The organism is Agromyces cucurbitae (genome assembly GCF_058349945.1).
Genome location: NZ_JBYRES010000003.1, coordinates 115382 through 137679, shown reverse-complemented (window position 1 = coordinate 137679; position 22298 = coordinate 115382). Strand labels below are relative to the sequence as shown.

Below are 22298 nucleotides of genomic sequence, written 5' to 3'. Positions count from 1 at the left end.
GCCCTCAGGAGGCGACCGCCACGAGCCCCAGCTCGGCGGGGTTCGTCATGAGCGGATGCGACGGCACGACCCTCACCGAGTAGCCGAACGCACCGGCACGGTCGAGCGTGACCACGCCCTCGTACCCGCCGCCGGCCACGGGCGAGAGCGGAGTGCGGACGGGCTCGCCGATCGAGTCGTCGGCGAGGCTGCGCCCCGAGACGAGCTCGACCGCGACGTCGGACGCGTCGAGACCGCCGAGCGAGACCTCGGCGCGGACGTGCAGTTCGTCGCCCACCGCCGGCTGGTCGAGCCCGCCCGACTCGACGTGCAGCACCTTCACCTGCGGCCACGCGGACCGCACCTTCGCCGCCCAGGCCGCGAACTCGCGGGATCCGCGCGCGTCGTCCGCGCGCATGCGGGCGAACGTCGCACCCGCATGCCGGTAGAGCCGCTCGACGTACTCGCGCACCATGCGGTCGGCGCCGAGCTCGGGCGCGAGGCGGCTCAGCGTCGTCCGCAGCATCCGCACCCATTCAGTCGGCACGTCGTGGGCGTCGCGCTCGAAGTACCCGGCCCGGCCGTCGGCGTCGACCGGCCGGTCGTAGAAGGCCGGGACGATGCGGTGCTCGAGCAGGTCGTAGAGCGCCGCGGCCTCGCGGGCGTCGCGCTCGCCCGCGTCGCCCGCGGCGTCGGCCGACGGGATGACCCAGCCGTAGTCGTCGCCCGCGTACTCGGCCCACCACCCGTCGAGGATCGAGAGGTTGAGGGCTGCGTTCATCGCCGCCTTCATGCCCGAGGTGCCGCACGCCTCGAGCGGGCGCAGCGGATTGTTGAGCCAGACGTCGCAGCCGGGGTAGAGCGTCTCGGCCATCGCCATGTCGTAGTCGGGCAGGAACACGAACCGCTCGCGCACCTCGGGCTGCGCCGCGAACTGCACGAGCCGCTGGATGAGGCGCTTGCCCTCGTCGTCGGCGGGGTGCGACTTGCCGGCGACGACGAACTGCACCGGCCGTTCGGGGTCGGTGAGGATGGCCTTCAGCCGCTCGGGGTCCTGCAGCATGAGCGTCAGCCGCTTGTACGTCGGCACGCGTCGCGCGAAGCCGACGGTGAGGATCTCGGGGTCGAGCGCGCGGCCGATCCAGTCGGGGGCGGACGCTCCCGGATGCTGCTCCCGGAAGCCCGCGGAGAGCCGTCGGCGGGCGTCGTCGACGAGCCGGGCGCGCATCTCCCGCTTGACCGACCAGAGCTCGGCGTCGCCGACGGCCGGGCTCAGCCAGTCGGCGTGCTCGCTGTCGTCGGTGCCGAGCGCGCGCTCGGCGAGCGCGCTGAGCGCCGGGTCGGTCCAGGTGGGCGCGTGCACGCCGTTCGTGATGGAGGTGATCGGCACCTCGTCGGCGTCGAAGCCGGGCCACAGGTCGCCGAACATGCGACGGCTGACCCGCCCGTGCAGTTCGGAGACGCCGTTCGCGTGACCCGCGAGGCGGAGACCCATCACGGCCATGTTGAAGGCGCTCGTCGCCGGGTCGGCGCCGGGCTCCACGCCGAGCGCGAGCGCCGCGTCGGGTTCGACGCCCGGAAGGAGCTCCGCGGTCACGTAGCGCTCGACGAGTGCGCGGTCGAAGCGGTCGATCCCGGCGGGCACCGGGGTGTGCGTCGTGAACACGGTGCCCGAGCGCACGAGCTGCAGCGCCTCGGCGAAGGCCAGGCCCTCGCCGACGTAGGCGGAGATGCGTTCGAGCCCCAGGAAGCCCGCGTGACCCTCGTTCATGTGGAAGACGTCGGGTGCGGGCGCGCCGACGAGCTCGGCCCAGACGCGCAGGGCCCGCACGCCCCCGATGCCGAGCAGGAGCTCCTGCAGCAGCCGGTGCTCGCTGCCGCCGCCGTACAACCGGTCGGTGATCGCCCGGTGCTCGTCGCTGTTCGCGGGCACGTCGGTGTCGAGCAGCAGCAGCTCCACCCGGCCGACCGCGGCCCGCCAGACCCTCGCGTTCAGCGTCTCGCCCTCGGGCAGTGCGAGGGAGACCTGGACCGCGCTGCCGTCGGCGCGCCGCAGCACCGTGAGCGGGAGCCCGTCGGGGTCCTGCAGCGGATAGCGCTCCTGCTGCCACCCGTCGGCCGAGATCGACTGCGCGAAGTACCCCGCCTTGTAGAAGAGGCCGACGGCGACGATCGGGACCCCGAGATCGGAGGCCGCCTTGAGATGGTCTCCCGCGAGGATGCCGAGTCCGCCCGAGTACTGGGGCAGTGCTGCGGCGATGCCGTACTCGGGCGAGAAGTACGCCACGAGTGCCGGCCGTTCGCCCTCGAGCCCCTGGTACCAGCGCGGCTCGTCGAGGTACCGGCGAAGCCCGTCGCGCTCGCGCTCGGCCCACGCCACGTAGTCGTCGTCGGCGGCGAGCGCATCGAGCTTCGCCGGGTCGACCTCGCCGAGGAACGTGACGGGGTCGTGCTCGGATCGCGCCCACGCGTCGGGGTCGATGTGCTCGAAGAGGCGCCTGGTCGGCTCGTGCCACGCCCAGCGCAGGTTCGCCGCGAGCTCCTCGAGGGCGGCGAGGCGGCCGGGGACGACGGCTCGGACGGTGAACTTCCGGATCGACTTCACGGCTCCACCCTAGGTCGCGCCCATGTCGGGCGTGTGAACCGCCCGCGACATCGGCGTGGTGGACACCGACCCGCGCCGACCGATTCGGTGCCGTGCGAACGCCGACGCGCTACGGTCGGAACGTGACCACCGCCGCACCGCTCGCCGGCCGCATCCCCGTGACGCGGCTCACCCCCGCCGTACCCGACCCGCGCTGGCATCCGAAGGCGTTCGAAGGCGAGGTCGTGCCGTTCCGCGCGACGGTGTTCCGCGAGGGGCACGACCGGGTCGGCGCGATGCTCGTCATCACGAGCCCCTCCGGGCAGGAGCAGCGGCACCGCATGCGCGCACTCGCCGCCGGCACCGATCGGTGGGAGGCGCTCGTACGCGTCGACGAGCTCGGCGAATGGCGATGGCACGTCACGGGCTTCGACGACGAGATCGCGACCTGGCGGCACGACGCCGCGATCAAGGTCGACGCGGGCGTCGACGTCGAGCTGATGTACGAGCTCGGAGCCCGGCTCGCCGAGCGGGCAGCGGCCGAGTCGACGCGCCCGCGCCTCGTGCGCAAGCGCCTCACGGGCCTCGCGGCGGCACTGCGCGACGGCGAGGCATCCCCCGCCGACCGCCGTGCCCTCATCGACGCGCCCGTCCTCGCGGAGTTCGACGAGCGTCCGCTCGCCCGCCTCGCGAGCGACTCGGCCGGGCAGCGCCTGCTCGTCGAGCGCCGGCGCGCGGGCGTCGGCGCCTGGTACGAGTTCTTCCCGCGCTCCGAGGGGGCCAGGCGCCAGAAGGACGGCTCGTGGCGCAGCGGCACCTTCCGCACGGCGCAGAAGCGCCTCGAGGGCGTCGCGGCGATGGGCTTCGACGTCGTGTACCTGCCGCCGATCCACCCGATCGGCGTCACGAACCGCAAGGGCCGCAACAACACGCTCGACCCCGGCCCCGGCGACCCGGGCTCGCCGTGGGCGATCGGCGGACCGCTGAAGGACGGCTCGGCGGGCGGCCACGACGCCGTGCACCCCGACCTCGGGACGCTCGCCGACTTCCGCGCGTTCGTGCGCCGCGCGAACGAGCTCGGCATCGAGGTCGCGCTCGACCTCGCCCTCCAGGCCTCGCCCGATCACCCGTGGGTGACGGAGCATCCCGAATGGTTCACCGTGCTGCCCGACGGCAGCATCCGGTACGCGGAGAACCCGCCCAAGAAGTACCAGGACATCTACCCCGTCAACTTCGACGACGACCCCGCGGGCATCTTCGACGAGGTGCTCCGCATCGTGCGCCACTGGATGAAGCAGGGCGTCCGCATCTTCCGCGTCGACAACCCGCACACGAAGCCGCTCGTGTTCTGGGAGCGGCTGATCGCCGCGGTGAACGCGGAGGACCCGGGCGTCGTGTTCCTCGCGGAGGCCTTCACCCGACCGGCCATGATGCAGGCGCTCGCGATGGCGGGGTTCCAGCAGTCGTACTCGTACTTCACCTGGCGCAACACGAAGGCCGAGCTCGAGGAGTTCCTCACCTCCGTCTCGCAGGAGACGGCCGACTTCATGCGGCCGAACCTGTTCGTGAACACGCCGGACATCCTCACCGAGTACCTGCAGTTCGGCGGGCCGGCCGCGTTCACCGTGCGCGCCACGATCGCCGCGACGGCGGCGCCGCTGTGGGGCGTCTACTCGGGCTTCGAGCTCTTCGAGTCCGTCGCCCGGCCGGGCGCCGAAGAGGCGATCGACAACGAGAAGTACGAGTACAAGCCCCGCGACTTCGCAGCCGCAGAGGCCGAGGGCCGCTCGCTCGCCCTCTACCTCGGCATCCTCAACCGGATCCGCGCGGAGCACCCCGCGCTCGGGCAGCTCCGCAACATCCGCTTCCACGCGAGCGACGACGACTCGGTGCTCGTCTACTCGAAGCACCTCGACGGCCGCTTCACCCACGACGGCGTCGACGACACGCTCATCGTCGTCGCGAACGTCGACCCGCACTCGGTGCGGGAGACGACCGTGCACCTCGACCTCGAGGCGATCGGACTGGTGCCCGGCGCACGGTTCGTGGTCGACGACCTCGTCACCGGATCGCGCTGGGAGTGGGGCGCCTCGAACTACGTCCGGCTCGACGCGTTCACGCGCCCCGCGCACATCCTGCACGTGAGAAGAGGCCACGATGACTGACCTGCCCGCCGGCACCGTGCTCGCGCCTCCCGTCCCCGACGACGTGCTCGCGGCCGTCGCCGGAGGACGGCACAGCGACCCGCACTCGGTGCTCGGCCAGCACGGCTTCGACGCGCCGCAGGAGCCCGGCCCGCTCACGGTGATCCGCACCCTCCGCCCCCTCGCGGCCGGCGTCGACGCGGTGCTCGCCGACGGGGCCGCGCTGCCCCTCGAGCACGTCGGGCACGGCGTGTGGGCGGGCGCCGGTCGCTTCGGCCCGACCGACTACCTCATCGAGGCCCGCTACGACGACGGCTCGGAGTGGACCGCCGACGACCCGTACCGGTTCGCCCCGACCATCGGCGAGCTCGACCTGCACCTCATCGGCGAAGGGCGCCACGAAGAGCTGTGGCGCGTACTCGGCGCCCGCTTTCGCGAGCACTGGGGGGTCGACGGTCGCGTGAGCGGCACCGCGTTCACGGTGTGGGCGCCGCACGCGCGAGCCGTCCGCGTCGTGGGCGGCTTCAACCGCTGGGACGGCACCGCGCACGCCATGCGGAGCATGGGCGCGTCGGGAGTCTGGGAGCTGTTCGTGCCCGAGCTCGAGCCGGGAGCGCTCTACAAGTTCGAGCTGCTCACCGCCGGGGGCGAGTGGATCATGAAGGCCGATCCGATGGCGCGCCGCGCCGAGATCGCGCCCGCGACGGCTTCCGTCGTCGACGACAGCCGGTACGAGTGGGGCGACGCCGCCTGGCTCGAGCAGCGGGGCGCGGCCAACGCGCACGAGCGACCGATGTCGATCTACGAGCTCCACCTCGGGTCGTGGCGCCCGGGCAAGGGGTACCGCGACGTCGCCGACGAGCTCATCGAGTACCTCGACTGGCTCGGCTACACCCACGTCGAGTTCCTGCCGCTCGCCGAGCACCCGTTCGGCGGCTCGTGGGGGTACCAGGTCACGGGGTACTACGCCGCGACGAGCCGGTTCGGCTCCCCCGACGATCTCAGGTACCTCATCGACCGGCTGCACCGCGCCGGCATCGGCGTCATCATGGACTGGGTGCCCGGGCACTTCCCGAAGGACGAGTGGGCGCTCGCCCGCTTCGACGGGGAGCCGCTCTACGAGCACGCCGACCCGCGCCGCGGCGAGCAGCAGGACTGGGGCACGCTCGTCTTCGACTTCGGCAACCCGAGGGTGCGCAACTTCCTCGTCGCGAACGCGCTGTTCTGGCTCGAGGAGTTCCACGTCGACGGCCTCCGCGTCGATGCCGTGGCATCCATGCTGTATCTCGACTACTCGCGCGCCGAGGGCGAGTGGCTGCCGAACGTGCACGGCGGACGCGAGCACCTCGAGGCGATCACCCTCCTGCAGGAGGCGACGGCCACGGCGTACAAGCGCAACCCGGGCATCGTCATGATCGCCGAGGAGTCGACGTCGTGGCCGGGCGTGACGGCGCCGACGAGCTCGGGCGGCCTGGGCTTCGGCTACAAGTGGAACATGGGCTGGATGCACGACTCGCTCCAGTACATCCAGAACGACCCGCTCTACCGCTCGCACCACCACCACGAGCTCACGTTCTCGTTCCTCTACGCCTTCAGCGAGCACTTCATCCTGCCGATCAGCCACGACGAGGTCGTGCACGGCAAGGGTTCGCTCGTGCGCAAGATGCCGGGCGACCACTGGCAGCAGCTCGCGAACGTGCGCGCCTACCTCGCGTTCATGTGGGCGCACCCCGGCAAGCAGCTGCTCTTCATGGGCCAGGAGTTCGGCCAACTCAGCGAGTGGAGCGAGGAGCGCGGCCTCGACTGGTGGATCCTCGACCAGCCGTCGCACCGGCAGCTCGCCGAGTTCGTCGGCGCGCTCAACCGGCACTATCGAGCGACGCCGGCGCTCTGGCAGCTCGACGACGACGCGTCGGGATTCGAGTGGGTCGAGGGCGGCGCCGCCGCCGAGAACGTCGTCGCGTTCCTGCGCTACGACCGCGAGCGACGACCGCTCCTGTGCATCGTGAACTTCGCGGGCACTCCGCACGAGCGGTTTCGGCTCGGCCTGCCGTTCACGGGGCGCTGGCGCGAGGTGCTCAATTCGGATGCCTCGGAGTTCGGCGGCTCGGGCGTGGGCAACCTCGGCGGGGTCGAGGCCGAAGCCGTGCCGTGGGCGGGCCGCCCCGCCTCGGCGACGTTCGCACTGCCACCGCTCGGTGCGGTGTGGTTCGCGCTCGACGGGGCGTGAGCGTCCCGTGCGGCGTCGGTGACGCGCACGGGATCCTGACCGCGCCCGACCGGGCCGGCCGCCCGCGTCAGTAGAGCAGGCTCGCGAGCCGGGCTCGCGCGGCGGCGACCCGCGGGTCGTCGGTGCCGACGACCTCGAACAGCTCGACGAGCCGTTCGCGCACCGTCTTGCGCCCCTCGCCGTCGAGCTCGGGGAACAGCGTGAGCAGTCGGTCGAACGCGTCGTCGACGTGCCCGCCCGAGACGTCCAGGTCGGCGACGTCGAGCTGGGCGGCGAGGTCGTCGGGGGCCGCGGCCGCGGCCGCGCGGATCGAGTCGAGGGTCTTGCCCGAGAGCCGGCCGAGGAGGCTCACCTGCGCGAGGCCCGCGACCGCGAGGGCGTCGCGCGGATCCTGCGCGATCGCCGTGCGGTAGGCGGTCGCGGCGGCGTCGTAGTCGCGTCGCTCGATCGCGTCGTACGCCTCCTGGTGGAGGGGCGGCAGCGGCTGCTCGGCGGGCGCCTCGGCGGTCGGCTCGTCGCCCGTCTCGATCCGCCCCGCCGCGCCGTGCTGCGCACCGAGCTCGAGGAGCTGGTCGAACAGCTGCGAGATCACCTCGTCGGGCTGGTCGCCCGCGAACAGCGGCACCGGCTGCCCGGCGACGAGCGCGACGACGGTCGGCACCGACTGGACCTGGAGCGCCTGCACGAGCTGCGGGCTGCGATCGGCGTCGGCGGCCGCGAGCACGAGCCGGCCCTCACGCGCGCGGACGAGCCGTTCGAGGGCCGCGAGGAGCTGCTGCGACGGCTCGCTCCACGACGCCCACACGGCCACGACGACGGGAAGGGTGCGCGAGAGCTCGAGCACCTGGCCGAACGAGGCGTCGTCGGTCTCCACGACGATCCGGTCGCCCGACGCCGGGGCGTGGGCGCCGGTATGCTCGGAGGACGCCTGCTGTCGCTGCACGAGCGCAGTGAGGTCGACGGCACCGCGCAGGGAGGCGCCGGAGGGCGGGGTCGGGTTCGTCATCACTTGACCTCCGATGCTGAGACGAGGCTCTCGGACCATCCGAGCAGCTCGATCTTCGACGAGTCACCGGTCGAACCGACGCCGGGCACGTAGAAGAGCATCTGGATGCTGCTCGCACGCGCGACGCCCTTCGCGCTCTGCCCGGTGAAGCCCGACAGCGCAGCGGCACTGCCGCCCTCCTGGAAACCGGTGGTGCCGCCGTCGTTGGGCACGCTCTTCTCGCCGCGTCGCACCTCGACCGACACGATGGCGCCGGCGTCGATCGTGCCGAAGCCGATCGCGGGCGAGTCGCCCGCCGCCGTCGAGACCGTCAGCGTCGCGGTCGGGTTCGCCTTCTCGGCCTCCGCCTTGCGGTTGGCCGCGTTGAGCGCCTCGTCGAGGTCGGACGCCTCGAGGTCGAACTTGTCGGCGAACTCGCTGTCGGCGCCGTTCTGCAGGATGTCGGCGTACGCGGCGGCGACCTCGCCCGTCGGCATCACGAGACCCTTGAACTCGGGCGAGATCGGCGGGGCGCCGATCGAGGCGGGCGCCACCTCGGGCACGTCGGTGTCGGGCACGAGGGCCGACTGGTACATCACGTGATAGTTGTCCCGCGGGGTCTCCTGCACGAGCACGAGGGCGGTCGGCGCGATCGTCTCGTCCTCGGAGTTCTTCGCGATCGTGAGGACGGTGCGGGGCCATCCCGTCGACTGCTGCGGCAGCGTGAGGGTCAGCGGCGACGCCGGGATCGCGGGCGGAAGGGGGTGATCGGTCAGCGTGCCGCGAATGGTGTAGTTCGCGGTCCGCGCCTCGAGGGCGGGGCCGGCGAAACGCTCGGCCGCCTTCTTCGCGTCGCGCGCCTCGTCGACCTCGCTCGTGAAGACCGCGATGCGCCGCATGATGCGCTCCATCTGCGGAACCGTCACGGCCGGCTCGACGACCGGCTCGGCGGGATCGGGCTCGTCGGTCGCGTCGGTCGTCGCCTCGGGCGTCGCGGGAGCCGTCGTGGCCGGCGCCTCGCCCTCGAAGCTCGGCCAGTAGTCCGCCGAGCACGCGCTGAGCGCCAGGGCGGGCACGAGCAGTGCGGGCACGAGCGCGACGCGCTTCGCGCGCCCGATCGAACGGCGACCGCCGCCGGCGACCTGATTGCGCCGCGACGGCTTCGGGGCGCTCGGCAGCTTGCCGCGCGGGCCCTTCGGCAGGTTGCGGCGCGGACCGCGCGAACGGCGGTGGCGCACGAAGCCGGAGATGAGCAGGCCCAGTCCCACGAGGAACACGAGCGCGCCGCCCACGATGAGCGGGCCGACCCAGGGAGTGCGGGTGTCGCCGGGCCAGTCGAGCGCGACCCGCGCCGGGGCGGGGTTCACGCCGTCGGAGGCGATGAGCACCGAGATGCCCTCGGGGACGTCGATCGTGGTCGTCACGAACCGCTCGCCCGTGAACTCGTCGAGCCACAGGTCCGATCCAACGGGCGTCGCCGCGGCGAGCACCTCGGGGTCGACCGGGGCGGGCGTCTCGGTGGCCCCGGGAGTCGTCGTCGCGGGCGCGGTCGCCGCGGGCGTCGCCGTCGGGGACTCCTCGGGTGCGTCGGGCAGCGGGTCGTCGACGGGCTCGGTCGTGATGACCTCGCTCACGAGCGACTTGGTCTCGGCGTCGTAGTGGACCGACTGGTACGGGGTCGTGCCCAGCCACGCCGCCATGTCGGAGCTGCGACCGTAGGAGATGAAGATCGCGCCGTCGCCGGACACGGTGATCTCCTGCTTTCCGGAGTTCGCCTCGAGCGCGTCGGACTCGAGGACGACGAACGCCGTCGCCCCTTCGGTCTCGACGGCCATCGACGCACGGTCGGGCTCCATGAGGACCGTGCGCTGGGCGACCCCGAGCCCGATCATCACGGCCGCGGCGATGAACGCCACGATAGCGAAGACGAAGCGCACGAAATTGACCTCCCAAGCCGCTGACGCGGCATCCGACACAGACATTCCACACTACCGGCAGAGTCTGGGAGTCGTCTGCTCACCCCCTGAACGAACGCGCGCCACGCGGCATCCAGAACCCCCGTACAATCAGAACGATTCCCGCATGAGCCCCCACAAACGCGGGACACGACCCGGAGGAAGCATGGCCGTCGAAGAGACCGAGTTCACACAGGTGTTCCGCGGATACGACAAGGACGAGGTCGACAAGGCGATCAACGGCCTTCGTCGCGACATCATCGCCGCGAACAACCAGTCCGCGGACACGGTGAAGGAGAACAAGCGGCTCCTGGCCCGCATCGACGAGCTCACGGCAGAGCTCGAAGAGGTCGGCAGCCCGACCTTCTCCGGGCTCGGCACGAAGCTCGAGAACACCCTCCGCGTCGCCGAGGAGCAGTCGACCCGCCTCATCGCCCAGGCCGACATCGACGCCGAGAAGCTCCGCCGTGCCGCCGAGGACGAGGCGCACCTCATGCGCTCCGACGCGCAGGAGTTCGCCGAGCGCACGCTCGGCGAGGCTCGTGCGCAGGCGAGCCGTCTGGTCGAGAACGCCCGCGCGGAGGTCGACGACATGGTCGCCCGTGCGCACGAGACGAGCGAGCAGCTCCGCCAGGACGCGGCCCGCGACGCCGCGGCGATCCGGGGCGCCGTGGCGACCGAGACCGCCGAGCTGCGCTCGAGCGCGAAGCGCGAGTCGTCCGCCGTCATCTCCGCGGCGGAGCGCAAGGCGTCCGAGATCCTCCTCGCCGCCAACACCGAGGCGAGCGAGGCCCGGGCCACCGCGGCCGGCCTCACCCAGGAGACCGAGCAGACGCGCGCCGAGGTCGCCGTCGAGCTCGACCGCGCGCGCGCCGAGCTCGCGAAGGAGACCGAGCAGGCCCGCATCGACCTCGCCCGCGAGACCGAGCAGTCGCGACTCGACCTCGAGCGCGAGTCCGCCGAGGGGCGCGCGGCCATCGAGGCCGAGATCGAGGAGCGGCGCGCCGCACTCGTGCACGAGCTCGAGCAGGCCCGCACCGACCTCGAGCGCGAGCTCGCCGCCGGGCGCGCCGACCTGGCGGAGGAGCGCGAGCAGTCGGCCGTCGACCGCGAACGCGAGGCCGAGGCCGCCCGCCTGAAGCTCCAGCACGAGCTCGAGCGCATCCGCGCGAAGCACGCCGCCGACCTCGACCAGATGCGTGCCGACCTCGCCCTCGAGCAGGAGCAGGCCCGCGCCGACTTCGAGGCCGAGTCCGAGCAGGCCCGCATCGACCTCGACAACCAGCTCACCGCGATGCGCAAGAAGACCACGCACGAGGTCAACCGCATGCGACGCGAGATCGAGAAGAGCCGTCTCGACCTCGAGTCCGAGCTCACCGCGAAGCGCGACGAGGCCGAGCAGGAGCTGCTCGCGGCCCACCAGGAGGCGGTCGCCCAGACCCAGCAGTTCCTCGACGACGCGAACGCCGAGCTCGCCGAGACGACCGCTCGCACGGCCGAGAGCCGCGCCGAGTCCGACCGCCTCGAGACGGAGGCGCGGTCCGCGATCTCGGGCATCCGCGAGAAGGCCGAGCAGGAGGCGTCCGACCGCATCGCGGCCGCGCACGACCAGGCCCGCAAGCTCATCGCCGACGCCGAGGAGCGCACCCGCGCCCTCGTCGCCGACGCCGAGGACCGGCTCTCGCAGATTAGGATCGAGCGCGACGCCGTCGCCGGATACTTCGAGAGCCTGCGCGGCGTGCTCACGCAGGCCGAGCAGGTGGCAGCCGACACGAAGAAGTAGTCCGGAAGGGGCGCGGTGGTTCCGTGAAGATCCTGAACGCGTTCCGCATCGGCCTCGTCGGCACCCTGGGTGTCGGCGCGGGCCTGTTCATCCTGACCTCGATCGTCAGCCTCTCGACGATCATCACCTACATCGGAGCGGCACTCTTCCTGGCCCTCGGCCTCGATCCGGCGATCAGCTGGCTCGAGCGCCGAGGGCTTCCGCGTTGGTCGTCGATCCTCATCGTGATGAGCGGCGTCGGGCTCATCGTCGCGGGGCTCGTGCTCGCCGTCGTGCCGATCATCGTCGACCAGATCGGCCAGCTGATCGAGGAGATCCCGAGGATCGTCGAGCAGTTCGACGCCCAGGTCTGGCTCGCGAACCTGCAGGAGCAGTTCCCGCAGCTGCAGGTCCAGGAGATCTACGCGCAGGTCACGACCGCACTCACCGACTTCTTCACGAACCCCGACAAGCTGTCCGAGCTCGCGGGCGGCGTGCTGCAGGTCGCGGTCGCGATCGGCTCCGGCATCTTCGCCGTCGTCATCGTGTTCATCCTGATGCTGTACTTCGCGGCTTCCCTCAACACGATGAAGCGGGCGACGTACCAGCTCGTGCCGGCATCGCGCCGGGCGCGATTCGCCGATCTCACCGAGCAGATCACCCAGTCGGTCGGTCGCTACGTGCTCGGGCAGGTCTCGCTCGCAGCCGTGAACGGCGTGCTGAGCTTCATCTACCTGTCGATCATCCGAGCGCCGTTCCCGGCGGTGCTCGCGTTCCTCGCGTTCATGTTCTCGCTCGTGCCGCTCGTCGGCACGCTCTCGGGATCGATCGTGATCGTGCTCGTGTGCCTCATCCCGGGCCTCGGTTCGCCCCTCACGGCCCTCGCCGCCGCGATCTACTACATCGTGTACATGCAGGTCGAGGCCTACATCCTCAGCCCGCGCATCATGCACCGCGCCGTGCGCGTGCCCGGCGCCCTCGTCGTGATCGCCGCGCTCGCGGGCGGCGCGCTCGGCGGCATCCTCGGCGCGCTCGTCGCGATCCCGGTGGCGGCGGCCATCCTGCTCATCATCAAGCAGGTGGTCATCCCCCGGCAGAACGAGCGATAGCCGCGCTCAGGCGCGATCGACCGGCCACTCCGTCGGCAGCGGCGACGCGGCGGGGTTCACGGCGGCGACGATCTCGTCGAGCACGCGCCGGGTCTGCGTCTCCCCCACCCACAGGTGCCGTCCGCCGGCGACGTCGATGCGGCGGAGCTTCGGCAGCCCCGCGAAGCGCTCAGCCGCCTCGGCCGGCCGCAGGTAGTCGTCGTGCTCGGGGATGAGGGCGACGAGCGCCGGACTCGCCCCCGACCACCGGGCGAGCTCCGCGTCGCTCGTGCGGTGCAGCGGCGGCGACAGCAGCACGGCGCCGTCGATGCCGTGCTCGAGGCCGTACTTCAGCGCGAGTTCGGTGCCGAACGACCAGCCGACGAGCCACGGGTGCGGCAGACCCCGCTGCTCGACGAACTCCATCGCGGCCGCGACGTCGGCCCGCTCGGCGACGCCGTCGCCGAACTCGCCGTCGCTGCGCCCTCGCGGCGAGACCGTGCCGCGCGTGTTGAACCGAAGCACGGCGAGGTCGGCGAGCGCCGGCAGGCGCGCCGCCGCCTTGCGCAGGATGTGGGAGTCCATGAAGCCCCCCGCGGTGGGGAGCGGATGCAGCGTGACGAGCGTCGCGACGGGCTCGCGGTCGAGCGGTTGCGCGAGCTCGCCCACGAGCCGCAGGCCGTCGGCTGTGTGCAGCTCGATCTCCTCGCGTCGCGCAGGGAGCTCGATGCCCGAACGGATCTCGACCGTCTCGTCCGACGTGCTCATCGTGCGCCCAACCTCCAGCAGTGCGTGTGCCAGTGCCGGCGCGCCGCCAGGTCGGCGGCGTCGCCGAGCACGCCGTCGGCCCGCCACGCGACGAGGTGCGCGACACCGGGTGCGACCTCCAGACCGCAGCCGGGACACACGTACGCCTTCACGGCCTGCGTCTCGGAGACGGGCTGCACGTTCCATTCCCGACCTGCGTGCACCTCGGTCCGGCGCCAGCCGGCGGTCAGCCGCTCGACGTCGAGTTCGGGGTGCGCCTCGCGTGCACGGGCGGCTCGCGACCGGGGTCGGTTCGAGCGTGCCATGCCACCAAGTCTAGGGCGGTCGTGACGACCGGCCGCATCGGCGAGGATGCCTCGACCGACGACGCGCGTCAGTACCAGCCGACCGACTCGGAGTGCCCCCATGCGCCGCAGGGTGTGCCGTAGCGGCCCGAGACGTACCCGAGACCCCATTCGATCTGGGTGGCGGCGTTCGTCTCCCAATCGGCGCCCGCCGTCGCCATCTTCGATCCGGGGAGCGCCTGCGGGATGCCGTACGCCCCGCTGCCGGCGTTGTAGGCGTTCACCCGCCAGCCGGACTCCTTGTTCCAGAGGGCGACGAGGCAGTCGAACTCGGAGGTCGGCCAACCGCGCGCGGCGACCGCGCCTGCGGCGTACGCCTGCGCCGAGCCCGGATCGGGTGTGACCGCGGGCGGCGCCCACCCGGCCCCGGAGGAGGCCGCGACCACGACGGGCTCGGGCTTCTCCTCCACGACGTACTGCTCGTGGCCGTCGACCGTGACTTCGTACTCGTTGCCGGCGGCGACCGACTGCACGGCCTCGCCGCCGAACCGGTCTCCCCGCGCGAAGTCGGGCGAGGCCGTCGCACCCGAGTACGGGTCGACGATGTTCACGAGCACGAAGCTCGCCGAGGCCAGGAAGGCGAAGACGACGGTTGCGGCCTGCTTCACCGGGCCGCGGGTGCTGCGGGGAACGGTCGACGACGACGGCTGCGCCGCGTCGCCCGAACCTGCATGTCTACCCACGATTCGTCGAGCATAGCGGAGCGAGCCCTCGCCGGGCCAATGCCGCGCGGGCGATCACCGGACGGCCAGCATGACGTCGACGACGGCATCGAGCACGAGGTCGACCTGCGCCTCGCGATAGCCGCCCCGCTGGGTTGCGAAGACGACCGAACGCACGTCCTCCACGGAGATCGGCCAGCCGTCGCGGAAGTACCGCGTGAGCTTGTCGGCGAACTTGTCGACCTCGCGGACGCTGTAGCCGAGCACGAGCGGGTTCATGCGCTCGAACCGCTCGCCCTCTGGCCGCGCCAGCCGGTTGGACACGACCTGCGCGGTCAGCCGCGCCTCGCGAAGCCAGGCCTCGTTCCCGTGCAGCCGGGCCGCGTCCTGGCGCTCCTGGGCGGCGAACGCGTCCTCGAGGCGGGCGAGGGCCGCGTCGACGTGCTCGGTCGAGTAGCCGCCTTTCTGCATGGCGAACGCCGTCAGCCGGATGCGTTCGCTCGTCATCGGCTCGTCGCCGGGCTCGGCCGTGCCGTCGTAGGCGCGGCGAGCGAGCTGCAGGAACTCCTCGACCTGATCGATCTTGTAGCCGAGGCGGGGCTTTCTCGCGTGCGGGAACGTCGAATCCACGGCACCAGTATCGCGCACGCTCATCCGAAGATCCGGAACGCCACGAAGGCGACGGCCGCCGACGGCAGGATCGAGTCGAGCCGATCGAGGAAGCCGCCGTGGCCCGGCAACCACGAGCTCATGTCCTTGATGCCGATGTCGCGCTTGATGAGCGACTCGACGAGATCGCCGAGCGTCGCGGTCAGGAAGATCGCACCGCCGAACACGAGCCCGAACCACCAGGGCTCGCCGAGCATGAACAGGGCGAGCAGCACGCCGGCGACGAGACTCGTCGCGGCGCCGCCGGCGAAGCCCTCCCAGGTCTTCTTCGGGCTGATGACCGGGGCCATCTTGTGCTTGCCGAACATGAGCCCGAACGCGTAGGCACCCGTATCGGCCGCGACCGCCGCGACGATGAACGCGAGCGTCCACCATTGGCCGCCCTCGGCGGCGGTGAGCACGACGGCGAACGTCGCGAGGAAGGTCACGTAGCCCTGCACGAACGCGATGGCGGCGAGGTCGCCGACGAGCACCCGCCCACCGGTCCGGCGCGAGGGGGCCGCCTGCTCGGCGAGCCGCCACAGGACGACCACCACGACACCCGCGACGACCGCGAGCAGCTGACCGCCCGCGCCGCCGTAGTAGGCGGCCGGCACCGCCGCGACCGCCACCGCGACGGTCGGAACGCCGGGGACGCGATACTCCGCCTTGCGGAGCGCCTGTGCGAGCTCGTAGCTCGCGAACCCGGCGATCACGACGGCGAAGAGCATGAAGAGCTCTTTGACGACGAGCAGGCTCAGCAGCAGCGCACCGCCGAACACGAGCCCGATCAGGATCGCGAGCAGCAGATTGCGGCCCGTGCGGGCCTTGATCTTCTCCTGCGCCTCGTCGAACTGCGCCTTCGACGCCTCGAACTGACGCTCGAAGTCGGCCTTGCGCGCGTTCACCTGCGCGCGGAACTCACCGCGTGCGGCCCGTTCGTGCCCCCCGGCGTCCGCCTGACCCTCTTCTGGGACGCCTGACATGGCCCTCCCTCAGACCCCGACCCCTCAGACCTCGAGGAGCTCGGCTTCCTTGCGCTTGAGCGCCTCGTCGATCGCGTCGACGTTCGTCTTCGTGATCTGCTCGAGCTCCTTCTCGCCGCGCGCCACCTCGTCGTCGCCGACCTCGCCCTTGAGCGCGTCGAGGTCGTCCTTCGCCTTGCGGCGGATGTTGCGGACCGACACCTTCGCGTCTTCGGCCTTCGAGCGGACGATCTTCACGAACTCCTTGCGGCGCTCCTCGGTGAGCTCGGGGAGCGTCACCCGGATGAGGTTGCCGTCGTTCGACGGGTTCGCGCCGAGGTTCGGGGTGTCGCGGATCGCCTGCTCGATGTCCTTCAGCGCGCCCTTGTCGTAGGGCGTCACGACGAGGGTGCGGGCCTCGGGGTTCTGCAGCGACGCGAGCTGCGCCAGCGGCGTCGGCGTGCCGTAGTAGCTCACCATGATCTTCTGGAAGAGCTGGGGGTTCGCCCGCCCCGTTCGCACGGTGGCGAAGTCGTCTTTTGCGACTTCGACCGCCTTCTGCATGCGTGCGGTGGCATCGGAAAGTACATCCGCGATCACGGGAACTCCTTTACGGTTCGCTACTCGTGTCAGTCTATCGGCCGGTCGAGGCCACGCCGTTGCTCACCACGGTGCCGAGATCGGCGCCGAGGATCGCCGCGGTCACGTTGCCGGCCGGCTCCATGCCGAACACCTGCATCGGCATGCCGTTGTCCATGCAGAGGCTGAACGCCGTCGAGTCGACGACCTTCAGCCCGCGCTGCAGCGCCTCCTGGTAGCTGATGCGATCGATCTTCGTCGCGTCGGGGTTCGTGCGCGGGTCGTCCGAGTAGACGCCGTCGACGCCGTTCTTCGCGACGAGCACGACGTCGGCGTCGATCTCGAGCGCGCGCTGGGCGGCGACGGTGTCGGTCGAGAAGTACGGAAGCCCCGCACCGGCGCCGAAGATCACGACCCGGCCCTTCTCGAGGTGCCGCTCCGCGCGGCGCGGGATGTAGGGCTCGGCGACCTGGGTCATCGAGATCGCGGACTGGACGCGCGTCTCGGCACCCGCCTGCTCGAGGAAGTCCTGCAGGGCGAGCGAGTTCATGACCGTGCCGAGCATGCCCATGTAGTCGGCCCGACCCCGGTCCATGCCGCGCTGGCTGAGCTCGGCGCCGCGGAAGAAGTTGCCTCCGCCGACGACGATGGCGACCTCGACCGTCTTGGCCGCATCGGCGATCTCGCGCGCGAGGGCGCTCACGACGTCGGGGTTGACCCCGAGCGAACCACCGCCGAAGGCCTCTCCCGAGAGCTTCAGCATCACCCTGCGCTTGCGTTCCGTCATCCCCGCCGTCCTTCCGGTGCCCGTGTCAAAACTAGTGCTTCACCTCCCCCGGTGCACAGCACCGAGTCGGGCGCGCGGCGCCCGGTCGTCGAGGACGACCGCGGCGAAGCATCCGCGCATGGAAAAGGGAGTCCGGATCGACTGGACGATCCGGACTCCCTCACTTCGGCGTTACGCCGTGGCCTTGAACCGGGCGAACGCGGTCACGGTGAGACCGGCGTCCTCCAGGACCTTCTTGACCTGCTGCTTGTCGTCGCGGGCGTAGCCCTGCTCGAGCAGCACGATCTGCTTGAAGAAGCCGGTGAGACGGCCGTCGACGATCTTCTCGAGCATCGCCTCGGGCTTGCCCTCGTTGCGGCTGATCTCGGTGACGATGTCGCGCTCCTTCTCGACGAGCTCGGCCGGCACGTCCTCACGGGTGAGGTACTGCGGGTCGAACATCGCGATGTGCTGCGCGACGGCGCGAGCCGTCTCGGCGTCGTCACCCGTGTAGGCGACGAGGACGCCGATCTGCGGCGGCAGGTCCTTCGAGGTCTTGTGCAGGTACACCGCGAACTCGTCGCCGGGAAGGGTGACGGCCTTCGCGAGCTCGACCTTCTCACCGAGCGTGGCGGCCTGCTCGTCGATGACCTCGGCGACGGTCTTGCCGTCGGCGGGCGCCGCGAGGGCGGCCGCGACGTCGGCGGCACCGGCAGCGGCGACCGCGTCGAGCACCTTGTCGGCGAGGGCGATGAACTTGTCGTTCTTCGCGACGAAGTCCGTCTCGCAGGCGAGCTGGATCATCGTGTAGCCGGCGGGCGACGCCTTGGCGGCGACGAGGCCTTCGCTCGTCGAGCGGTCGGCGCGCTTCGCGTTGCCCTTGGCACCCTTCAGGCGCAGGATCTCGGTGGCCTTCTCGAGGTCGCCGTCGGCCTCCTCGAGCGCCTTCTTGGTGTCGACCATGCCCGTGCCGAGCTGCTCGCGCAGGGCCTTGATGTCAGCGATGCTGATTGCCATGTCTGGCTGTCTCCTTCGGGGACTTATTCGGCGGGGGTGGCGGCGGCCTCGGCGGCCTCGGCGTCGGCGGCCGACTCGGTCGCGGCGACCTCGGTCGCAGCCTCGTCGACGACCTCGGCGGCCTCGGCCTTGGCCTCAGCCTCGGTCTCGGCGGTCTTCTCGGTCGCGGCGCCCTGCTGGAGGAGCTCCTGCTCCCACTCGGCGAGCGGCTCGACGGCCGAGACGTTGCCGGCCTCCTCGGGCTTCTGGTGGCGCTCGATGAGGCCCTCGGCCGCGGCGTCGGCGATGATGCGGGTGAGCAGGCTCACCGAGCGGATCGCGTCGTCGTTGCCCGGGATCGGGTACTGGACCTCGTCGGGGTCGCAGTTCGTGTCGAGGATGCCGATGACGGGGATGCCGAGCTTCTTGGCCTCGTCGATCGCGAGGTGCTCCTTCTTGGTGTCGACCACCCAGAGGGCCGACGGCGTCTTCGACAGGTTGCGGATGCCGCCGAGCGACTTGTGCAGCTTGTCGAGCTCGCGCTTCTTGATGAGCAGCTCCTTCTTGGTGAAGCCGCTCGTGGTGCCCTCGAAGTCGAGCTCCTCGAGCTCCTTCATGCGGGCGAGGCGCTTGGAGACCGTCTGGAAGTTGGTGAGGAGGCCGCCGAGCCAACGCTGGTTGACGTAGGGCTGGCCGACGCGGGTCGCCTGCTCGGCGATCGACTCCTGGGCCTGCTTCTTGGTGCCGACGAAGAGGATGGTGCCGCCGTGGGCGACCGTCTCCTTGACGAAGTCGTAGGCCTTGTCGATGTAGGCGAGCGACTGCTGCAGGTCGATGATGTAGATGCCCGAGCGCTCGGTGAAGATGAAGCGCTTCATCTTGGGGTTCCAGCGGCGGGTCTGGTGCCCGAAGTGCACGCCGCTGTCGAGCAGCTGGCGAATGGTGACGACGGCCATGAGCCGTTCTCCTTCTGTTCTCAGTTGTCGCAACCGGCCGGCGGCCGGGAGCCCTGGTGCCCGGCACGGCTCCGCCGATCTCGCTCGTGGGGAGCGGTTCGGACTGAGTGGAGTCGGTCGCCGATTGGGCACGCGTAGTCACCTCGACATGCGAGGCGCTCCGGACACTCTATCATCGGCACTCGTCCTCCCCAACCGCGGGCGAGCCGTCACCGTCCACGACGGGCCGTCGGCGCAGCCGGGATGCCGCGTGGCCGGCGCATCATCGGCGCATGGATCATCTCGCACGTTCCGCTCCCCCGAATCGTTCGCGGCGTCGACTCGCCGGCTGGGCCGTCGCCGTGCTGCTCTGCATCCTCGTCGTCGGCCCGCTCGCCGCGCTCGGCTCGGCGTCGCCGCCGTCGGCCTCGGCGGCGGGACTGGACGTCGCCGATCGTGCACGCGGTGCGACGCGGTTCCCGCTGCAGTGGGTCTGGCCGACCGCCGCCCCCGTGCGGGTCGTCGCCCCGTTCCGGGCGCCGCCGACGCCGTACTCGGCCGGGCATCGCGGCATCGATCTCGCGGCGCGGGAGGGCAGCCGGGTCGTCGCCGCCTCGGCGGGCACCGTGCACTACGCCGGCATGGTCGCCGGCCGCGGGGTCGTCTCGATCGACCATGGCGACGGGGTGATCAGCTCGATCGAGCCGGTCGACGCGCTCGTACGCGAGGGCGACGCGATCGAGCCGGGCGACGCGATCGGCGTCGTCGGCCGGGGCGGCCACTGCGAGGGCGACTGCGTGCACTTCGGCATCAGGGTCGACGGCGAGTACGTCTCGCCGTTCCTGTTCTTCGGTGGACTGCCCAGGTCGGTTCTGCTGCCGCTGGACTGAGCGCGCGCCGTGAGTGCGGCGGTGCGCGGGCGCTGCGGTCGGTCGCGGGTGCGGTCAGGCCCGCGGGTGCGCGGTCCGGTAGCTCTCCTTCAGGCGCTCGGCCGACACGTGCGTGTAGATCTGGGTGGTGCCGAGGCTCGCGTGGCCGAGGAACTCCTGGACGGCACGCAGGTCGGCGCCGCCGTCGAGGAGGTGCGTCGCAGCCGTGTGCCTGAAGGTGTGCGGGCCGCTGGGGCCGCTGCCCGGTATCTCGGCGAGGAGGCCGGCGACCAGGCGGTAGACGCTCCGCGCACCCATGCGGCCACCGCGTGCGCCGACGAACAGCGCCTCGGTCTCGGCCCGATCGGGCGTCGCAGCGCCCGGGTCCGCGGCAGCGCGTCGCTCGTCGGCGGCGCTGAGGATCTGAGCACGAGCGATGTCGACGTAGCGGTCGAGCGCCCTCGCAGCCGGTGCTCCGTAGGGCACGACGCGCTCCTTCGACCCCTTGCCGAGCACCCGCACCGTCCGTCGTCGCCGGTCGAGCCGGCCGCGGTCGATGCCCACGAGCTCCGAGACGCGAAGCGCCGACGCGTACAGCAGTTCGGCGATCGCGACGTCGCGTGCTGCGATCGGATCACCCGTGGACGCGGCGCGGGTCTCGAGGGCTGCGAGCGCCTCCGCGAGCGCCGGTGCCGCGACGACCCGCGGGAGCGCCCGCTGAGCGCGGGGCGCCCGCAGTCGCGCACCCGGATCGGCCGCGAGCTCGCCGCGCCGCGACAGCCATGCCGTCAGCCCGCGTGCCGAAGCCGCCCGCCGCGCGATGCTCGCTCGGGCGAGGCCGCGCTCGGTCGCGGCCCAGAGCCAGTCGCGGAGGAGCGCGAGGTCGAGGTCGCCCGCGTCGACGACGCCGTGCGACTCGGCGAATGCGGCGAGGTCGAGCAGGTCGGCGCGGTAGGCCGCCACGGTGTGCTCGGAATAGCCCCGCTCCGCGCGGACATGACCGAGGTAGTCGTCGATCGCCGCATCGAGCTTCATGGCGCGGGCTTGCGGGAGAAGCGATCGAGGCGGTCGTCGGGGGCGAGCGCTTCGACCTCGACGAGGAAGGCCTCGTCGAATCGGGTGACGACGGGTGCCGACGGGAGCGGCACGACCGAACTCGTGATCATGTCGTCGAAGACGTGGATGAGCGAGAACGAGCGACCGCCGTCGACCCCGACGAGTTCGCGCGGCGGCGCCGACAGGTCCATGGTGTACGACGTCGCGCCTGCGACCGACACGGGCACCCCGGCGAAGCTGCCCTGGGTCGGATAGTGGAGGTGGCCGCCGAGGACGAGCCGCACGTCGCGACCGCGGATCACCTCGGCGAACTCGGTCTGCCCGCGGAGCTCGAGCACGTCCATGAGCACGAGCGGCGTCGGGATCGGCGCGTGGTGGAGCGCCAGGACGGTGCCGCGCGGTGCCGGCGTCGAGAGCACGTCGTCGAGCCACGCCAGCGACGCGGCGTCGAGCTCACCGTGATGGTAGCCGGGCACGCTCGAGTCGAGCGCCACGATGCGCAGCCCGCCGACGTCGACGACGTGGTGCACCGGCTCGTCGGCCGCCGGCTCGCCGAGGAGCTCGGTGCGGAACGGTGCGCGTTCGTCGTGGTTGCCCATGACCCAGACGAGGCGCGCGCCCGTCTCTGCCGCGACCGGTTCGAGCGCGGCCCTGGCGCGGGCGTAGGCGTCGGGTTCACCGAGGTCGGCGATGTCGCCCGTCACGACGATCGCGTCGAGTCCCGCGCCGAGCCTGCGCAGCTGGGTCGCCGCCTGCTCGAGGGCTCCCTCGGTGTCGGCGACCCCGCCGAGCGGCGCGCCCCCCGCGAGCAGGTGCGTGTCGCTCACGTGCGCGATGACGGTCTGTGCGGCCGGATAGCGACCGAGTCGTGGGTGCACGGGACCTCCTCGACGAAAGCCTAGACGCGGCCGGCGACACCGTCGCCGACACGATCGGCGCGCCGGGGACTCGTCCTCGACCGGCACTCGACTCGTCCTCGACAG

At 71.6% G+C, this 22298-nt stretch carries 19 protein-coding genes; 5 read left to right on the top strand and 14 right to left on the bottom strand.

All coding sequences use genetic code 11. The features are described from left to right. Positions 1-4: 4 nt before the first annotated feature. Positions 5-2584 carry an alpha-glucan family phosphorylase gene (gene glgP / locus AC3RJ6_RS11840; RefSeq protein ID WP_491427274.1) on the bottom strand — a complete coding sequence of 860 codons (2580 nt, stop codon included), beginning with the start codon at positions 2582-2584 and terminating at the stop codon, positions 5-7. Positions 2585-2706: 122 nt separating this feature from the next. Here glgP and AC3RJ6_RS11835 point away from each other — a divergent pair, with 122 nt between their 5' ends. After that, positions 2707-4728, top strand: coding sequence for an alpha-1,4-glucan--maltose-1-phosphate maltosyltransferase (locus AC3RJ6_RS11835; RefSeq protein ID WP_491427273.1), 2022 nt, complete (start codon positions 2707-2709; stop codon positions 4726-4728). Next, entirely contained in the window at positions 4721-6937 is a 2217-nt protein-coding gene (glgB, locus tag AC3RJ6_RS11830; RefSeq protein WP_491427272.1) for a 1,4-alpha-glucan branching protein GlgB, read from the top strand. Before AC3RJ6_RS11835 ends, glgB begins: the two co-directional genes overlap by 8 nt. A gap of 67 nt (positions 6938-7004) precedes the next feature. On the opposite strand, the gene AC3RJ6_RS11825 is transcribed toward glgB, so the two are convergent. Together AC3RJ6_RS11825 and AC3RJ6_RS11820 are read right to left on the bottom strand one after the other, a co-directional pair. Next, positions 7005-7943 carry a tetratricopeptide repeat protein gene (locus AC3RJ6_RS11825; RefSeq protein WP_491427271.1) on the bottom strand — a complete coding sequence of 313 codons (939 nt, stop codon included), beginning with the start codon at positions 7941-7943 and terminating at the stop codon, positions 7005-7007. Then, positions 7943-9859, bottom strand: coding sequence for a DUF8094 domain-containing protein (locus tag AC3RJ6_RS11820; RefSeq protein WP_491427270.1), 1917 nt, complete (start codon positions 9857-9859; stop codon positions 7943-7945). Before AC3RJ6_RS11820 ends, AC3RJ6_RS11825 begins: the two co-directional genes overlap by 1 nt. A gap of 145 nt (positions 9860-10004) precedes the next feature. Here AC3RJ6_RS11820 and AC3RJ6_RS11815 point away from each other — a divergent pair, with 145 nt between their 5' ends. Together AC3RJ6_RS11815 and AC3RJ6_RS11810 are read left to right on the top strand one after the other, a co-directional pair. Beyond that, complete coding sequence (locus AC3RJ6_RS11815; RefSeq protein ID WP_491427269.1) at positions 10005-11660, top strand: DivIVA domain-containing protein; 1656 nt, start codon at positions 10005-10007, stop codon at positions 11658-11660. A gap of 23 nt (positions 11661-11683) precedes the next feature. Further along, positions 11684-12748, top strand: a complete 1065-nt coding sequence (locus tag AC3RJ6_RS11810) for an AI-2E family transporter (protein ID WP_491427268.1) — start codon at positions 11684-11686, stop codon at positions 12746-12748. 6 nt (positions 12749-12754) lie between these two features. On the opposite strand, the gene AC3RJ6_RS11805 is transcribed toward AC3RJ6_RS11810, so the two are convergent. The 9 genes from AC3RJ6_RS11805 to rpsB form a co-directional block, all read right to left on the bottom strand. Then, entirely contained in the window at positions 12755-13495 is a 741-nt protein-coding gene (locus AC3RJ6_RS11805) for an alpha/beta hydrolase (RefSeq protein WP_491427267.1), read from the bottom strand. After that, on the bottom strand, positions 13492-13800 hold the full coding sequence (locus tag AC3RJ6_RS11800) for an Rv1322 family protein (RefSeq protein ID WP_491427266.1): 309 nt from the start codon (positions 13798-13800) through the stop codon (positions 13492-13494). The genes AC3RJ6_RS11805 and AC3RJ6_RS11800 overlap by 4 nt, the downstream gene beginning before the upstream one ends. Positions 13801-13868: 68 nt before the next feature. Further along, entirely contained in the window at positions 13869-14522 is a 654-nt protein-coding gene (locus tag AC3RJ6_RS11795; protein WP_491427265.1) for an aggregation-promoting factor C-terminal-like domain-containing protein, read from the bottom strand. 54 nt (positions 14523-14576) lie between these two features. After that, the gene (locus AC3RJ6_RS11790; RefSeq protein ID WP_491427264.1) at positions 14577-15131 is read right to left on the bottom strand and encodes a DivIVA domain-containing protein; all 555 of its coding nucleotides are present in this window, start codon (positions 15129-15131) and stop codon (positions 14577-14579) included. A 20-nt stretch (positions 15132-15151) separates the two neighbouring features. Beyond that, complete coding sequence (locus AC3RJ6_RS11785) at positions 15152-16135, bottom strand: phosphatidate cytidylyltransferase (RefSeq protein ID WP_491427263.1); 984 nt, start codon at positions 16133-16135, stop codon at positions 15152-15154. A 24-nt stretch (positions 16136-16159) separates the two neighbouring features. Next, on the bottom strand, positions 16160-16714 hold the full coding sequence (frr, locus tag AC3RJ6_RS11780; RefSeq protein ID WP_491427262.1) for a ribosome recycling factor: 555 nt from the start codon (positions 16712-16714) through the stop codon (positions 16160-16162). 34 nt (positions 16715-16748) lie between these two features. Then, complete coding sequence (gene pyrH, locus AC3RJ6_RS11775) at positions 16749-17480, bottom strand: UMP kinase (RefSeq protein ID WP_491427261.1); 732 nt, start codon at positions 17478-17480, stop codon at positions 16749-16751. A 171-nt stretch (positions 17481-17651) separates the two neighbouring features. Continuing rightward, positions 17652-18476, bottom strand: coding sequence for a translation elongation factor Ts (gene tsf, locus AC3RJ6_RS11770; protein WP_491427260.1), 825 nt, complete (start codon positions 18474-18476; stop codon positions 17652-17654). A gap of 23 nt (positions 18477-18499) precedes the next feature. Then, positions 18500-19411, bottom strand: coding sequence for a 30S ribosomal protein S2 (gene rpsB, locus AC3RJ6_RS11765; protein ID WP_491427259.1), 912 nt, complete (start codon positions 19409-19411; stop codon positions 18500-18502). A gap of 272 nt (positions 19412-19683) precedes the next feature. Between rpsB and AC3RJ6_RS11760 the strand changes: the two genes are divergently transcribed. After that, entirely contained in the window at positions 19684-20280 is a 597-nt protein-coding gene (locus tag AC3RJ6_RS11760; protein ID WP_491427258.1) for a M23 family metallopeptidase, read from the top strand. A 54-nt stretch (positions 20281-20334) separates the two neighbouring features. Here AC3RJ6_RS11760 and AC3RJ6_RS11755 read toward each other — a convergent pair whose 3' ends face one another. Beyond that, complete coding sequence (locus AC3RJ6_RS11755) at positions 20335-21294, bottom strand: tyrosine-type recombinase/integrase (protein ID WP_491427257.1); 960 nt, start codon at positions 21292-21294, stop codon at positions 20335-20337. Continuing rightward, positions 21291-22193, bottom strand: a complete 903-nt coding sequence (locus AC3RJ6_RS11750; protein WP_491427256.1) for a phosphodiesterase — start codon at positions 22191-22193, stop codon at positions 21291-21293. The genes AC3RJ6_RS11755 and AC3RJ6_RS11750 overlap by 4 nt, the downstream gene beginning before the upstream one ends. Positions 22194-22298: the final 105 nt, after the last annotated feature.